Source organism: Janibacter corallicola NBRC 107790 (assembly GCF_001570965.1).
Classification (GTDB): Bacteria; Actinomycetota; Actinomycetes; order Actinomycetales; family Dermatophilaceae; genus Janibacter; species Janibacter corallicola.
Genome location: NZ_BCSR01000030.1, coordinates 21973 through 37158, shown reverse-complemented (window position 1 = coordinate 37158; position 15186 = coordinate 21973). Strand labels below are relative to the sequence as shown.

12 protein-coding genes and 1 pseudogene are annotated in these 15186 nt (G+C 72.0%); 8 read left to right on the top strand and 5 right to left on the bottom strand.

The window, feature by feature from the left end:
- From ppdK to JCO01S_RS11110, 4 genes are all read right to left on the bottom strand, one after another.
- A partial coding sequence (gene ppdK / locus JCO01S_RS11125) for a pyruvate, phosphate dikinase (RefSeq protein ID WP_068255357.1) occupies positions 1 to 2716 on the bottom strand: 2716 nt, incomplete at its 3' end.
- Between the two features lie 81 nt (positions 2717 to 2797).
- Positions 2798 to 3343 (bottom strand): SRPBCC family protein, encoded by a 546-nt coding sequence (locus tag JCO01S_RS11120; RefSeq protein ID WP_068255355.1) that lies wholly within the window; start codon positions 3341 to 3343, stop codon positions 2798 to 2800.
- A complete protein-coding gene (locus tag JCO01S_RS11115) occupies positions 3340 to 3906 on the bottom strand; it encodes a GNAT family N-acetyltransferase (RefSeq protein ID WP_245634415.1) in 567 nt (188 codons plus the stop codon). The genes JCO01S_RS11120 and JCO01S_RS11115 overlap by 4 nt, the downstream gene beginning before the upstream one ends.
- Before the next feature lie 14 nt (positions 3907 to 3920).
- The gene (locus JCO01S_RS11110; RefSeq protein ID WP_068255353.1) at positions 3921 to 5108 is read right to left on the bottom strand and encodes an MFS transporter; all 1188 of its coding nucleotides are present in this window, start codon (positions 5106 to 5108) and stop codon (positions 3921 to 3923) included.
- Between the two features lie 117 nt (positions 5109 to 5225).
- Here JCO01S_RS11110 and JCO01S_RS11105 point away from each other — a divergent pair, with 117 nt between their 5' ends.
- The 4 genes from JCO01S_RS11105 to JCO01S_RS11090 all read left to right on the top strand — a co-directional run bounded on the left by JCO01S_RS11105 (position 5226) and on the right by JCO01S_RS11090 (position 10398).
- Complete coding sequence (locus JCO01S_RS11105; protein WP_084342846.1) at positions 5226 to 7817, top strand: MMPL family transporter; 2592 nt, start codon at positions 5226 to 5228, stop codon at positions 7815 to 7817.
- A gap of 10 nt (positions 7818 to 7827) precedes the next feature.
- Positions 7828 to 8301: an SRPBCC family protein gene (locus tag JCO01S_RS11100; RefSeq protein WP_068255352.1), complete on the top strand. Its 474-nt coding sequence runs from the start codon at positions 7828 to 7830 to the stop codon at positions 8299 to 8301.
- Positions 8302 to 8500: 199 nt separating this feature from the next.
- Positions 8501 to 9310, top strand: coding sequence for a crotonase/enoyl-CoA hydratase family protein (locus tag JCO01S_RS11095; RefSeq protein ID WP_068255350.1), 810 nt, complete (start codon positions 8501 to 8503; stop codon positions 9308 to 9310).
- Positions 9307 to 10398, top strand: coding sequence for a GNAT family N-acetyltransferase (locus JCO01S_RS11090; protein WP_245634414.1), 1092 nt, complete (start codon positions 9307 to 9309; stop codon positions 10396 to 10398). The genes JCO01S_RS11095 and JCO01S_RS11090 overlap by 4 nt, the downstream gene beginning before the upstream one ends.
- 9 nt (positions 10399 to 10407) lie before the next feature.
- Here JCO01S_RS11090 and JCO01S_RS11085 read toward each other — a convergent pair whose 3' ends face one another.
- Positions 10408 to 11670, bottom strand: a complete 1263-nt coding sequence (locus JCO01S_RS11085; RefSeq protein ID WP_068255349.1) for a saccharopine dehydrogenase family protein — start codon at positions 11668 to 11670, stop codon at positions 10408 to 10410.
- A 248-nt stretch (positions 11671 to 11918) separates the two neighbouring features.
- Between JCO01S_RS11085 and JCO01S_RS11080 the strand changes: the two genes are divergently transcribed.
- The 4 genes and pseudogenes from JCO01S_RS11080 to JCO01S_RS16375 form a co-directional block, all read left to right on the top strand.
- Positions 11919 to 12071 carry a hypothetical protein gene (locus JCO01S_RS11080; RefSeq protein WP_174521073.1) on the top strand — a complete coding sequence of 51 codons (153 nt, stop codon included), beginning with the start codon at positions 11919 to 11921 and terminating at the stop codon, positions 12069 to 12071.
- 50 nt (positions 12072 to 12121) lie between these two features.
- Positions 12122 to 13303 carry a cupin domain-containing protein gene (locus JCO01S_RS11075; protein WP_245634413.1) on the top strand — a complete coding sequence of 394 codons (1182 nt, stop codon included), beginning with the start codon at positions 12122 to 12124 and terminating at the stop codon, positions 13301 to 13303.
- Positions 13304 to 13382: 79 nt separating this feature from the next.
- Positions 13383 to 14225 (top strand): sucrase ferredoxin, encoded by an 843-nt coding sequence (locus JCO01S_RS11070; protein ID WP_169796942.1) that lies wholly within the window; start codon positions 13383 to 13385, stop codon positions 14223 to 14225.
- 31 nt (positions 14226 to 14256) lie between these two features.
- Positions 14257 to 15180 (top strand): annotated as a pseudogene (locus JCO01S_RS16375) (AMP-binding protein); the annotation flags it as partial.
- Positions 15181 to 15186: the final 6 nt, after the last annotated feature.

The following is a 15186-nucleotide window of genomic DNA, read 5'->3' as shown; positions in this document are numbered from 1 at the left end:
CGATCGAGGAGCCGCTCTCGGTGAGGGCGACCGCGCGCCCGGCCTCGAGCCGTGCCACCGGCACCCGGAAGGGGGAGCAGCTGACGTAGTCCAGACCGGCGTTGTGGAAGAAGTGGATCGACTCGGGGTCGCCACCGTGCTCCCCGCAGATGCCGGCCTTGAGGTCGGGCTGGGTGGACCGGCCCTTCTCGACGCCGATGCGCACGAGCTCGCCGACGCCGAGTGCGTCGAGGGTCTCGAAGGGGGAGATCGTCAGCACGCCGTTCTCCAGGTACCGCGGGAAGAAGGCGGTCTCGACGTCATCGCGGGAGAAGCCCCACGTCGTCTGCGTCAGGTCGTTCGTGCCGAAGGAGAAGAACTCGGCGGTCTGCGCGATCCGGTTGGCCGTCAGGGCCGCACGCGGCAGCTCGATCATGCAGCCGATCGGCAGGTCCATGCTCTCGCCGTTGGCCTCGGCGACCTCGGCGATGATCCGCTCCGCCTGGTCGCGCACGATGACCAGCTCACGGTTGGAGCCGATGAGCGGGACCATGATCTCCGGCTGCGGGTCCTTGCCGTCCTTGCGCAGCCGGACCACGGCCTCGGCGATGGCCCGGATCTGCAGCTCGAAGAGCTCGGGGATCTTCAGCCCGAGACGCACGCCGCGCAGGCCGAGCATCGGGTTGGCCTCGTGCATCGAGCGCACGGCGTCACGCAGCTCGCGGGCGCGGTCGACCTCCGGTCCGCTCTCGCCGCGCTCCTCGGCCAGGGCGACCTTGACGGTGAGGTCGGTCAGGTCGGGGAGGAACTCGTGCAGCGGCGGGTCGATGAGCCGGATCGTCGTCGGCAGCCCGTCCATCGCGGTCAGCAGCGAGACGAAGTCCTGGGTCTGGGCGGGCAGCAGCTCGGCGAGGGCGGTCTCGCGCTCCTCGTCGGTCTCGGCGAGCACGACCCGCTCGATCTGCTGCCGCCGCTCACCGAGGAACTGGTGCTCGGTGCGGCACAGGCCGATGCCCTCGGCGCCGCGGTCGCGGGCGCGCTGGGCGTCCTCGCCGGTGTCGGCGTTGGCGCGCACCCGCAGCCGGCGGCGCGAGTCGGCGTGGGTGAGCAGGCGGTGCACGGCCTGGACGAGCTCCTTGGTCTCGCTGTCCTCGGCGGCGGCCTCGCCGGCCTCGATGCCCTCGGAGATGTAGGTCATGACGGGGGAGTCGACGACGTGCACGTCACCGAGGAAGACCTCTCCGGTCTTGCCGTCGATGGCGAGGGTGTCGCCCTGACGGACGACGTGCTCCCCGACGCGGATCTCCTTCGCGGTCACGTCGACCTTCAGGTCCTCCGCGCCGACGACCGCGCACTTGCCCATGCCCCGGGCGACGACGGCCGCGTGGGAGGTCTTGCCGCCCCGGGCGGTGAGGACGCCGGCCGCGGCGATCATGCCGGGCAGGTCGTCGGGTGAGGTCTCGCGGCGCACGAGGATGACAGAGGCGCCCTCGGCCTTGCGGGCCTCGGCGCTGGCGTTGTCGAAGACCACCTCGCCGACGGCGGCGCCGGGGGAGGCGCCCATGCCGACGGCCACGAGGGTCCGGTCGGCGTCCCGGTCGAACTGGGGGAAGAGCAGCTGGGTCAGCTGCTCACCGTTGACCCGCTCGAGGGCCTCGTCCATCGTGATGAGGTCCTCGTCGACGAGCTGGGTGGCGACGCGGAAGGCGGCACCCGCGGTGCGCTTGCCGACGCGGGTCTGCAGCATCCACAGCTTGCCGCGCTCGACGGTGAACTCGATGTCGCACAGGTCCCGGTAGTGGGTCTCGAGGCGGCGCATCGCGGTGCGCAGCTCCCGGTAGACGGTCTCGTCCCGGCCCTCGAGGTCGGCCAGGGCCAGGGTGTTGCGGATGCCGGCGACGACGTCCTCGCCCTGGGCGTTGGGCAGGTAGTCGCCGTAGACGCCGGAGTGGCCGGAGGAGGGGTCGCGGGTGAAGCAGACACCAGTGCCGGAGGTCTCGCCGAGGTTGCCGAAGACCATCGCCTGCACGTTGACGGCGGTGCCGAGGTCGTCGGGGATGCGCTCGCGACGACGGTAGAGCCGGGCACGCTCGGTGTTCCAGGACCGAAACACCGCCTCGATGGCCATGTCGACCTGCTTGCGCGGGGTCTGCGGGAAGGGGGAGCCGGTCTCCTTGAGCACGAGCTCCTTGAACTCGGCGACGACCTGCTTGAGGTCCTCGGCGTCCAGGCCCACCTCGGTCCTCGCGCCGGCGGCCTCCTCGGCCCGGTCCATGATCGCCGAGAAGAGCTCCCCGTCGATGTCGAGCACGGTCTTGCCGAACATCTGGATCAGCCGCCGGTAGGAGTCCCACGCGAAGCGCTCGTCGCTGGCGAAGCGCGCCAGGGCCTCGACGCTGTCGTCGTTGAGGCCGACGTTGAGCACCGTGTCCATCATCCCGGGCATGGAGAACTTGGCCCCGGAGCGCACCGAGAGCAGGAGCGGCTCCTCGTAGTCACCGAGCTGGCGCCCGATGAGGTCCTCGACGTCCCGCAGCCGCTGGGTGACCTCGACGCGCACCTCCGGCGGCACCTGTCCCTCGCTGAGGTAGGCGCGGCAGGCATCGGTGGTGATGGTGAACCCCGGCGGCACGGGCAGGCCCAGCTTCACCATCTCGGCGAGGTTGGCCCCCTTCCCGCCGAGGAGGTCCTTCTGGTCGCGATCGCCCTCGCTGAACATGTGGACGTACTGGATCACCGGGGTCCTCCTAGGTGCGGTAACGGTCGGCCCATCATGGCACCGAGGGCGGCCCGTGTCCGAAGCGGTTCCGCACCGTGATCAGGAGGTTCGGCCCGCCTCGAGCTCGCTCTTGAGGCGGTCGAGGGTGCGCCGGATGTTGGTGCGTTGGAACTGCTCGAAGGTGCGGCCGCCGGTGACGACCTTGTCGAAGACGGTCGCCACGAAGTCCGGCCACGGGCGGTCGTCGGTCCACGTCTCGGTGACGAGCGTGCCACCGGTGGCGGTTCCCCCGTCCCTCCGGGCGGCGTCCTCCGCCGGCTCGAAGCGGTAGTCCCAGGTCGCGATCCCGGCCCGGACCGTGGGGGTGCGCAGCCCGATGCGGTGCACGCGGAAGGCGAACCGTCGGCCCGGGTCGGCTGCCGTGACGACGCACCCGGTGACCCACTCGGCCCGGCCGCGCCGGTTGGCGCCGACGAAGGGCGTGCCGACCGCGACCTGACCGGGGTCCGACCCGTCGCGGATGGTGCCGCCGAGGTTCTCCGGACTCCACCGGCCCATCTGGGTGACGTCGCTGACGGCCGCGTAGGCCACCTGCGGGTCGACGTCGATGACGACGCTGCCGGAGACGGTCCTCCGTCGGCTCATCGGGCCACGGCAGAGGTCGGTGCGCCGACCGCCGTCAACGCGTCCCCGTCGAGCCGATAGGTCTCCCACTCGACCTGCGGCAGCGCGGCGAGTGACTCGTAGAAGGCGATGGCCGGCTCGTTCCAGCGCAGCACGGTCCACTCCAGCCGCCGGTACCCGCGCTCGGTGGCGATCTGCGCAAGGGTGACGAGCAGCGCCTTGCCGAGGCCGGACCCGCGGTGCTCCGGTTCGACGTAGAGGTCCTCGAGGTGGATCCCCTGCTGACCGGTCCAGGTGGAGAAGGTGAGGAACCACAGCGCCATACCGACGACGCGTCGTCCACCCGCCGGGGTCCCGTTGCCCTCGTCCGCCTCGACGACGTGGCAGAAGGCCGTCGGATCACCTCCTTCGAGGCTCGTCCCTCGCACCTCAGGACGACGCTCGGCGGGGAAGAGGGCCGCCGCGAAGTCGGCCTCGGTGGCCTCGACGGCGTCGGGCTCGCGTTCGTAGGCCGCGAGCTCGTGGACGAGCCGGAGGATCTCGGGGAGGTCTGCGGGCGTGGCAGGTCGGATGTCGGGGTGCACGGGCACCATTGTGCTCAGTCGAGGGTGCCGCGCAGTCGGTGCACCCGCAGGGAGAGGAGGAGCAGGACCAGTCCGCCCACGGCCAGCCCCGCCCCGACGAGCGAGGGCGCCCGCCATCCCCAGCCGGCCGTGAGGACCACCCCGCCGAGCCAGGCGCCGAGGGCATTGGCCAGGTTCAGCGCGGCGTGGTTGCCGGCCGCGCCGAGGGTGCGTGCCCGGCCGGCGACCTCCATGAGGCGCAGCTGGAGGGCCAGGACGAAGGCGGAGACGGCCACCGAGATCGCGAGCAGCACGACGCCCGCGGGGACTGCCCAGTCCGCGGCCCACGCGAAGAGCGCCAGCGCCAGCCCGCTCGCGATGGTCGCCCCGAAGAGGGTGCGCAGGACCGACATGTCGACGAGCCGGCCGGCGATCATCGTGCCGAGGACGCCCCCGATGCCGTAGATGAAGAGGTAGACCGGCACCGCGTCCGGCGGCAGGTCGGTCTGGTTGCGCAGGATCGGGCTGATGTAGGAGTACATCGCGAAGACCCCGCCGAAGCCGACCGCGCCGACGAGCAGGGTCAGCCACACCTGCTTCTCGCGGAAGGCGGCGACCTCGTGCCGCACGCTCGCGGTGGTGTCCCGAGGCTGGTGCGGCACCGCCAGATGGACCAGGACCGTGGTGAGCACCCCGATCGCGGCGACGAGGAAGTAGGCCCACCGCCAGCCGGCGAGCTGCCCCAGCCAGGTGGCGAGCGGTACGCCCGCGACGTTGGCGATCGGGATGCCGAGCATGATGTGGCCGACCGCCCGGCCACCCCGGCCCTGCTGCGCCATGTCGAAGGCGACGATCGAGGCGACGCCGAAGAAGGCGCCGTGCGGGATGCCGGCGGCGAAGCGGGCGAGCATCAGCGGCAGGTAGCTCCCGGACAGGCCGCTGGCGGCGTTCGCCACGGCGAAGACCGCCATGAGAGCGATGAGCAGCCCGCGGCGGGGCAGCTTCGAGCCGAGCACCGCGATGGTCGGTGCCCCGATGACCACCCCGAGCGCGTAGGCGGAGATGGTGTGACCGGCCGTGGGGATGGTCACGCCGATGCCCTCGGCGATCTCGGGGAGCAGCCCCATCGTGACGAACTCGGTGGTCCCGATTCCGACACCGCCGAGGACGAGTGCGCTGATGGCGGCGGCCAGACGTGGCCTCGAGGGCGAAGGGGGAGGCACGCACCTTATCCTCCCCCACGGTTGACCGATGTACCCAATGGCCGTATCTTGGACACGATTCTACGAAAGTAGAACACCTCTGTCTCCTCAGCTGCAACCCCCGGAAGGCACCCACCCATGGCCTCGTTCCTCTACCGTCTCGGACGCTGGTGCGCCACGCACGCCTGGAGCGTGCTGGCGCTCTGGCTCGTCGTCCTCGTCGGTGTGGGGACGGGTACCGCGACGCTGGGGGAGCCACTCAGCAACGAGATCAGCATCCCGGGCAGTGACTTCGAGAAGGTGCTGGACCGCTTGGGGGACGAGGTGCCCGAGGCCTCGGGGGGCTTTGGCACCGTCATCCTGCACACCGACAAGGAGAAGTTCACCCCGGAGCAGCGCAAGGCCATCCGGGAGGTCTTCGCGAAGTGGAAGAAGCAGGACCAGGTCAAGGGCGTCGTCAGCCCCTTCGAGAGCCAGCGCAGCCTGGATCGCGCGGACGAGAAGCTGGACAAGGCCTCCGGCCAGCTGAAGAGGGGCGACAAGAAGCTCCGGCGGGCCTCGGACAAGATCTCCAAGAGCCAGGGGGACCTCGAGACCGGCAAGGCGTGGGTCAGGCTCCTCGAGAAGGAGGACCCGGACAATCCGCGGCTGGCGAAGATCAAGGAGCAGGTGAGCCAGGGCAAGGAGAAGCTGCCCGAGGCCAAGAAGGAGTACCGCAAGGGCAAGCGGGAGCTCGCCGACAGCAGGCGCCAGTACGAGGCGGGCCGCGCCGTGCAGCGGGCCTCCGGCGACACCACGTTCATCTCCGACGGGTACGCCCTCGCGCAGGTCCAGTTCGACCGCAACACCCAGTCGGTCGACCCCGAGGTCAAGGAGTCCATCCCGAAGATCGGTGAGCAGCTGGAGGACGCGGGGGTCACCGCCGAGTACAGCGTCGACATCACGCAGGAGAACACGCTCGTCGGCCCCGGCGAGGTCATCGGCCTGATCGTCGCGGCGATCGTCCTGCTCATCGCCCTCGGGACCATCGTCGCCGCGGGCCTGCCGATCGCCGGCGCGCTGCTCGGCGTCGGAGTGGGCCTCGGTGGGGCGATGACCCTGACGCACTTCTTCACGATGCACTCGATGACGCCGGCCCTGGCCCTCATGCTCGGCCTGGCGGTCGGCATCGACTACGCGCTCTTCATCGTCAACCGGCACCGCAACGAGCTGCTCGCCGGGCGCTCGCTGCACGAGTCGGTCGCGCTCGCCGTCGGGACGGCGGGCAGCGCGGTCGTCGTCGCCGGCACGACCGTCGCGATCTCGCTCATCGCGCTCGTCGTGGCGCCCGTGCCGCTGCTGGGCCAGATGGGTCTGGTCGCGGCGGGCACCGTGGCCGTCGCAGTTCTCGTGGCCCTCACCCTCACGCCGGCGCTGCTGCACTTCGTCGGCAACCGCGCACTCTCCCGCCGTGCCTGGCGCCGGGCCGGCTTCACCGAGCCCGGTGTCCTGCGCGAGGGCGATCACCCGGACGAGGACTCCGACGTCCACGGCGGCGGCTACGTCGACGCCGTCACCCGGCACCCGAAGCTCGTGGCGCTCGGCTGCGTGCTCCTCTGCGCGGTCATCGCGGTGCCGGCGCTCTCCCTTCGCCTCGGGCTGCCGGACGGCTCCAGCGAGCCGGCGGGCACGACCGCGCACACGGCCTACGTCCAGGCGGCGGAGCACTTCGGTGCCGGGACCAACGGTCCGATCATCGCCGTGGCGGAGCTGGACCAGCCGGCGTCCAAGGACGGTGCGGTGCTGCGCAAGCAGGCCGACGTCGCCCAGCGCCTCCATGCGGTCGAGGGGGTCGAGGCCGTGATCCCCTTCGGCGTGTCCAAGGACAAGGAGACCCTCGCCTTCCAGGTGGTGCCGAAGGGAGGCCCGGCCGACGCCGAGACCGTGGAGACCGTCCGGGCGCTGAGCGCCTCGACGGCAGCCATCGGCTCGGAGACCAAGTCCGACATCGGCATCACGGGTCAGACGGTGGCCAACATCGAGGTCTCCGAGGAGCTCTCGGCGACCCTCCCGCTCTACCTGGCCATCGTCATCGGGCTCTCGCTCGTGCTGCTGATGATCGTCTTCCGCAGCCTCCTCGTGCCGGTCGTGGCCACGGCGGGCTTCCTGCTGTCCGTCGCCGCGTCCTTCGGCGCGACCGTCGCGGTCTACCAGTGGGGCTGGCTCTCCTCGGTCTTCGGTGTGGACACCCCCGGGCCCGTCCTGAGCTTCATGCCGATCATGCTCATCGGCGTCCTCTTCGGCCTGGCGATGGACTACCAGATGTTCCTCGTCTCCGGGATGCGTGAGGCCCACGCCCACGGCGCCGCCGCGCGAGAGGCGGTGCGCACCGGCTTCACCCACGGTGCCAAGGTCGTCCTCGCCGCCGCGCTGATCATGACCGCGGTCTTCGCCGGGTTCATCTTCGCGGACCTGACGATGATCCGCTCGATCGGCTTCGGCATGGCCGTCGGTGTGGCGGTGGACGCCCTCGTCATCCGGATGACCCTGACGCCGGCGCTGATGCACCTCCTCGGCGAGGCCGCCTGGTGGATGCCGCGGTGGCTGGACCGGATCCTGCCGAACCTGGACGTCGAGGGGACCAAGCTGACCGAGCGGCGGGCGGCCGCCGTGGACGAGGAGCGGGCCGAGGCTCCGGCCGAGGGTGATGATCCGCACGGTACGGCGTCGTCGGCGTCCTCCGGGGCCTAGAGTCGCCGCCATGACGGACACCGCGAACGCACCGCTGCTCGAGACCGAGATCGACATCGCCGCCCCGCCCGAGGCGGTGTGGGCGGTCGTGACCGATCTGCGTGCACTCGGCGGGCTGAGCGACCAGGTGGTACGCACCCACATCCGGGGGAACGCCCCGGTGGGGAGAGGCACCCGCGCGGTCAACATCAACCGGCGCGGCCCGCTCGTGTGGCCCACCCGCTCGAAGGTCGTGCGCTTCGAGCCCTTCTCGGACTTCGCCTTCCGGATCAAGGACAACGGCGCGATCTGGTCCTACGAGCTGGCCCCGACCGAGACCGGGACCCGGGTGGTGCACCGCCGCGAGGCGCCGAACGGCACGAGCGATGTGTCGGTCTTCCTGCAGCGCCGGGTCCTCGGCGGGGTCGAGGACTTCGACAAGGAGATGGCCCGCGGCATGGACGTGACGCTGGGCCGACTGAAGGCCGTCGTCGAGGGCCGCTGAGCACTTCGCGCGAGGGTTTGGGTATTTCTCCCCATGCCCTTGTGACGCACGGCTCATAGGTTCATGGATGTCGGCAGTTATCAGGGGGGTATCAGCCGATCGGCGTCCGTGATTGCAGGGGGTCACGGACCCGCGGAGGGCGGGACCAGGGGAGTGGTCCCGCCCTTCGTCATGTCCTCCCGGACTTAGGGTGGGGCCCATGACCCGCAACGTCACGACGACCATCGAGGGCGGGGTCGCCCACCTGCGGCTCGCCCGTCCCGAGAAGCTGAACGCCCTCACGCTCGAGATGCTCGACGATCTCGCCGAGGCGGCGCGGCGGCTGCGCTCGGAGCGCGGTCTGCGCAGCGTGATCCTCTCCGGTGAGGGCGACTCCTTCTGCGCCGGGCTGGACTTCGGGACGGCGATGAAGCGGCCGAGTCGCATCGTCTCCCACTTCGTGCCGCGACCGTGGCGCGGAACGAATGGCTTCCAGGAGGCCTGCTGGGGGCTGCGCCGGCTGCCGGTCCCGGTCATCGCCGCGGTCGACGGGCACTGCCTGGGAGGCGGCCTGCAGATCGCGCTCGCCGCCGATGTGCGGATCGCCCACCCCGAGTCGACCTGGTCCGTGCTGGAGGGGCGCTGGGGGATCATCCCGGACATGACCGGCGTGCACACCCTCTCCGAGCTCGTCGGGATCGACGTCGCGAAGAAGCTGACGATGACGGCCGCGAAGATCTCCGGGACCGAGGCGCAGCGACTCGGCCTGGTCACCGACGTGGCCGAGGACCCGCTGACCGCCGCCGCGTCGCTGTCCGAGGAGATCGCGCAGCGCTCGCCCGACGCCGTGGCCGCGGCCAAGCGCCTCTTCGACGGCACCTGGCGCCGTGGCCCGTGGCGGACCTTCGCCAGGGAGCGGGTCGAACAGGTGCCGCTGCTGTTCGGGGAGAACGCGCGTCGTGCCCGGGAGGCCAATGCGGCGAGGCGATCACCGGAGTACCGAGAGCGTTCGCGACGGCTGGTGCCGTGAGCGCGGCAGACGGGGAGGGCATCCTCCCGCTGGTCCCCGAGGACCTGCCGGAGGGCTGGACCTCCCGAGTGCCGGACGAGAGCGACGTCGACGAGCTCGTCGCGCTCGTCACCAAGGAGAAGCGGGCCGTGACCGGCTCCGGCGCGGTCGACCCCGACGTCATCGCCGGCGAGGCGGTCGGCGAGGGCTCGTGGACCCGCCGCGAGGTGGTCCTCGTCGATCCGCAGGGCCGCATCCGGATGTGGGCCCGGGCGCACGACCGCGCCGCGGGCCGCACGAACGTCGACATGGCCTCCGACCCGGAGCTGCCGGGGGACACCGAGGAGGCGCTCGCCTCCTCGGCCCTCGCCTGGGCGGAGGCGAACGCCCTTCGCATCTCCCGTGGCCGGGGGCTCGGTGGCACCCGACTGGACGTCTCGGTCCACGAGCTCGACGACCGGATGCGGACCATGCTCACCAGTGCCGGCTACCACCTGGCGCGCACCTGGCTGCAGATGGAGCGTGACACCCGGGAGGGCGACGCGGACCTGCTCGAGACCCGGGACGGCGTGCGCGTGCGGCAGGTCGCCCGCCGCGACGACGGCACCCCGATCGCCGCCGACCTGCAGACTGTGCACCGGATGATCGAGGAGTCCTTCGTCGATCACTTCAACTCCTACCGCGAGTCCTTCCCGGAGTTCCTCGCCCGGCTGCGGGAGGACCCGGGGCACCGGTGGAACCACTGGTGGATCGCCGAGATCACCGAGGACGAGCAGTGGGTCCCCGGGGGTGCCGTCGTCGCCGCCGTGCTGCCCCCGGACGACCAGGGACAGCAGGGCACCTACATCGACTACATCGGGGTCCACCGGCTGGCGCGCGGTCGGGGCGTGGCGAAGTCGCTGCTGCACGCGGTCGTCGCCGACACCGCCCGCCGCGGTCGGAACAGGGTCGCCCTCGAGGTCGACGCGGACAGCCCGACCGGTGCGGACGGGATCTACACCTCGATGGGGTGGGTCACCCGCTACCGCACCGAGTCCTGGCACCGCGACGTCCAGGCCGACGACACCACCGACCCGATCCCCCGGGCGAAGGGGGATGACCCCGCCTGACCGGGACGCTCAGTCCTCGAGGCGGGTCGTCTCGATCGTGAAGCCCTGCGCCCGCAGCCGTTCGGCGAGGAAGCCGTCCATCGCGACGGCGGGGGTCAGCACGCCCCCTTCGGCACTGAGGTCGTCGGTGGCCAGGCTCAGGGCGGACTGGCCGAGCATGATCGCGGTGCCGTTGTACCCGGGATCGGCCGTGGCGGCGACCGTCGTCGAGTAGCGGGCCCCGCTCGTCGTCTCGGCGAGGACCTCCATGCGGAAGCGGCCCTTCGCCCGGGCCTCGGCGCTGGGCCCGCTGCCCGGCTTCGGCAGCAGCCGGTCCAGGACCGCTCGGGTCGGTGCGGTGGACATCCCGCCGGCCACCGCGAGCAGCCCCGCGGTCGTGCTCGCCGCCCGGACCGCTGCCCTGCGGTCGGTGCCGTAGTCCGAGACCTCGGAGTACCGGAAACCGCGGCCGTAGGAGTGACCGAGCAGTGCATTCGTGCGGCGCACCACGCGGGTGTTGTAGGAGGCCATGAGGAAGGGGCCGAGCCAGTGCCCGTCCTCACCACGGCGCACCGGCAGTCGGGAGCCCCCGCGCGAGTCCTTGCTGACCGACTGCTCCTCGCGGGTGGGCTCCAGGCTGCGGTTCGGGCTCAGCCCGTAGGGGTCGTTGATGGCCCGCTTGTCCTCGAGCGAGCCCTTGGCCGCGACGGCCTGCTGGCGCATCGAGGCGATGGTGCCGCCGGAGAGGCCGCCCTTGAGCTGCCGCACGAAGAGCTGGGTGCGGGTCAGCTCGCCGGAGCCGTCCTCGTGGGCCCGGCGTGCGGTCTCGAAGACCCCCAGGTCGGAGGGGATGGAGTCGAAGCCGCAGGAGTGGACGATGCGCGCGCCGGTCCGCTGGGCGACCTCGTGGAAGGCGTCGGCGCTGTCCCGGACGAAGAGCACCTCGCCGGTGAGGTCGGCGTAGTGGGTCCCGGCGACGGCACAGGCCTTCACCAGCTCGCGTCCGTGGAGCGCGTAGGGGCCGACCGTCGTCACGACGACCCGGCTGCGCGTGGCCAGGTCGGCGCAGGCCGCGGGGTCCTCGACGTCGACGAGCAGCCGCGGCCACGATGCGGCCGCCCCACCGAGCTCGGCGGCGATCTGGTCCAGCTTCGCCCGGGAACGGCCGGCGACGGCGATGCGCAGGCTCTCGGGTGCGTGGTCACGCAGGTGCCCGGCGACGAGACGGCCGACGAAGCCGGTGCTGCCCACGAGCACGATGTCGATGTCGCGCTCGTCAGTTGAATGTGCCATGAGTCGACACTAACCCGTTGCCCCGCAATCCAAATGTCGCAGCGTGCGGGTCGACGGCGAGCAGGGTCTTTCGCTCAGCACGCTGCTTCGGTAGGAAGGGAGTACGCCGTGGTCGCAGAGCACCGCGGCCCGAGGCAAGGAGTGGCTCATGACGCAGATTCCGAACGATCCTCCGGACATCCCCGAGGAGAGCGCGATCGGCGGCGTGCCCACGGGCGCGGGTGACGGTGGCGCGGACGGTGGCGCCGATGGCGGTGCCGGTGACGGTGGCGCCGATGGCGGCGCTGGTGACGGTGGCGCCGATGGCGGCGCTGGTGACGGTGGTGCGGACGGCGGCGCTGGTGACGGTGGCGCCGATGGCGGCGCTGGTGACGGTGGTGCGGACGGCGGCGCCTGAATGACGCCGTCCTCCGAGGCCGGCGCCCCAGCCCGGGGCGCCGGCCTCGCCCACGTGACGGACCTGGACCTGGACCGTCTCGAGGAGATCTGGGGCAGGGCGCCCCGGCACGTGCCCGCCGGCCGGGTGCCTGCCCCCTTCGCCCACCGACTCACGACGGCCGACGTGGACGACCTGCTCTCGCGGCGCGGCCTGCGCACTCCCTTCCTGCGGGTGGCCCGCGACGGACGCACGCTCGACGGCTCGGAGTTCACCCTCGGTGGCGGAGTCGGGGCGGCGATCCGGGACCAGGTCGATGACACCGCCCTGCTGCGCCTCTTCGGCGAGGGGCACACCCTCGTCCTCCAGGGCCTGCACCGCACGCACCCCCCGGTGATCGACCTCGCGCAGGCGCTCGCCGCCGACCTCGGCCACCCGGTGCAGGCCAACGCCTACGTGACCCCGCCGAGCAGCCGCGGCTTCGCCGCCCACTACGACGTGCACGACGTCTTCGTCCTGCAGACGGCAGGGGAGAAGACCTGGCGGCTGCACCGCCCCGTCCACCCGTGGCCGTTGCGCGACCAGCCCTGGCAGGACCGGGCAGCCGAGGTGGCAGCGGCCGCCGCCGGACCCCCCGACCTCGAGGTCACCCTCCGCCCCGGCGACGCCCTCTACGTGCCCCGCGGATGGCTGCACGCCGCCACCGCGCTGGGCGGGGTCAGCACCCACCTGACCCTGGGCGTGCACGTGTGGAACCGGCACCACCTCGCCGAGGGTCTGCTCGACGTCGCCGGACGCGCCGTGGCCGGGCAGGAGGGGCTGCGGGCTCCTCTCCGTGCCGGGGTCGACGTCACCGAGCCCCGGGAGCTCGTGGCCGACGTCGCAGCGGTGCGCGAGGCGCTCGTGGAAGCCCTCGCGGACGTCGACGCCGGCGCGATCGCGGAGTTCCTCGCCGGCCGCCAGCGGTCGGCCCAGCGCCCCGCTCCGGTGGCGCCGGTCGCCACGACGGGGGCGGCGGCGTCCCCGGCGGGCACCCTGCGGGTACGCGACCACCTCGCGGCGACGCTCGAGTCCGACGACTCCGGCACGACGCTGCGCAGCCGGGCGGGTCGCCTGCCGCTGGACGAAGGAGAGGCCCCGGCCGTGAGGGCGTGGTTGGCCGGCGGCGAGTCCGACGTCGCCGACCTGGGTGAGGACCTCGCCCGTCGGCTCCTGCTGGCAGGGGTCGGGGTGCCCGGCCCGACGACGAGGGCCTAGGGTCGATCCCGTGAGCACCAGTGCTGCCCCTCGCGGATTCCGGTGTTCGCTCGCGGCGCGTGACCGTGGCGACATCCCGGTGGGTACGGCTGTGCCGGCGCCGTACTGGCTGCTCGTCGGCCACCCGGGGCCATGGCCCCGCAAGCCCATCGACGCCGAGCCGCTCACGGAGGTGGCCGGGCCACTGTCCAAGCAGCTGGGACGCGTCGGCGCCCGGCTGCAGCTGGTCCGCCCGCACGGCCGGGTGGAGGAGGCCGTCCGCGAGGGGCGTACCCCGCTGCCGGTCTTCCTCGTCGACGTGCGCCGCGGCCTGGTCGGCCGCTCCACCTGGCACAGCCCGGAGGACCTCGTGGAGCTCGCGGGTCGCTTCGAGGACCTGCCGAACCCGAGCGAGGAGCCGCTCTTCCTCGTCTGCACCCACGGGCGCAAGGACGTCTGCTGCGCGATCAGCGGCCGAGTCGTCGCCGCGGTGCTCGACGACGTGCTGCCCGGGGCGGTGTGGGAGACCAGCCACCTCGGGGGAGACCGCTTCGCCGGCAACGTCGCGCTGCTGCCGGAGGGGTCGATGTACGGACGTGTGGACGGCGACACCGCCCCACGAGTCGTCCTCGACCACCTCGACGGACGCGTCGACTTGGATCGCTGGCGGGGCCGCTCGTCCTGGCACCCCGCGGCGCAGGTGGTCGTGCACCGCCTGCTCGGCGAGGACCCGCGGGTGCGGCTGGCCGACCTGCCCGATCCGCACGTGGAGGTCCTCGCGGACGACGTCTTCCGGGTGACCGTCCAGGCGCCGCAGGGCCCCTTCGTCCGGGTGGTGAGGCGCACGATGAGCGAGCCGCACGTCCTCTCCTGCACCGGCGGGCCGAAGGCGCAGGCGCTCTTCGCCATCGAGCGGGAGCAGGAAAACACTACAACCCCTTGATGTGACGAAGGTCATGATGTAGAACATCGTCATGGCCAGCGCACTCTTCGCCGAGCCGAGCATCACCGCACAGGAGCGGCCCGACGGCTCCCTGCTGCTGCGCTCGACGCGACCCCTCTCGGACTACCCGCCGACCGTCGTGCAGTCCTTCCGCGAGTGGGTCGACCGCGACCCGGAGCACGTCCTGATCGCGGAGCGGGACGGCGAGGACGGCTGGCGCGAGGTCACCTACGGGCAGGCCGACACCGCGATCCGCGCGATCGGGCAGGCGCTGCTGGACCTGGGGCTCGGCCCGGAGCGACCACTGCTCATGCTCTCCGGCAACGGCGTCGACCACTTCCTCATGGCGATGGGGGCGCTCGGTGTGGGCATCCCCATCGCCCCGACGAGCGTCGCCTACTCGCTGCTGTCCGAGGACCACGCGCGGATCCGGGAGATCGGCCGGCTACTCACGCCCGGCGCGGTCTTCGCCGAGGACGGCAGTGCCTTCTCCGCCGCCATCGACGCCCTCGGCGACCTGCCCCGCATCGTCGCCCGGGGCGAGGGGGACCACACCCTCGAGCAGCTGCGGGCCACGACGGCGACCGCCGCGGTGGAGGAGGCCTACGGAGCCGTCACCGCCGACTCGGTCGCCAAGATCCAGTTCACCTCCGGCTCCACCGGCTCCCCGAAGGGGGTCATCGTCACCCACGGCATGTGGTCGGCGAACCAGCAGATGATGCGTGAGGTCTGGCCCTTCCTGGAGCAGGAGCGCCCGGTGATCCTCGACTGGCTGCCCTGGAGCCACACCTTCGGCGGCAACCACAACGTCGGGATGGTCCTGGTCAACGGCGGCTCGCTCTACGTCGACGGTGGCCGGCCCGCCCCGGACCTCTTCGACGTGACCCTGCGCAACATCGCGAGCCGCCCGCCGACGATCTACTTCAACGTCCCGGCCGGTTTCGCCCAGCTCGTTCCCGCC

Excerpts from the sequence above, each read along its gene's own strand:
- JCO01S_RS11120 (WP_068255355.1), bottom strand. The coding sequence starts at position 3,343 with ATGAGCCGACGGAGGACCGTCTCCGGCAGCGTCGTCATCGACGTCGAC.
- JCO01S_RS11105 (WP_084342846.1), top strand. The coding sequence starts at position 5,226 with ATGGCCTCGTTCCTCTACCGTCTCGGACGCTGGTGCGCCACGCACGCC.
- JCO01S_RS11100 (WP_068255352.1), top strand. The coding sequence starts at position 7,828 with ATGACGGACACCGCGAACGCACCGCTGCTCGAGACCGAGATCGACATC.
- JCO01S_RS11095 (WP_068255350.1), top strand. The coding sequence starts at position 8,501 with ATGACCCGCAACGTCACGACGACCATCGAGGGCGGGGTCGCCCACCTG.
- JCO01S_RS11085 (WP_068255349.1), bottom strand. The coding sequence starts at position 11,670 with ATGGCACATTCAACTGACGAGCGCGACATCGACATCGTGCTCGTGGGC.
- JCO01S_RS11080 (WP_174521073.1), top strand. The coding sequence starts at position 11,919 with ATGGCGGTGCCGGTGACGGTGGCGCCGATGGCGGCGCTGGTGACGGTG.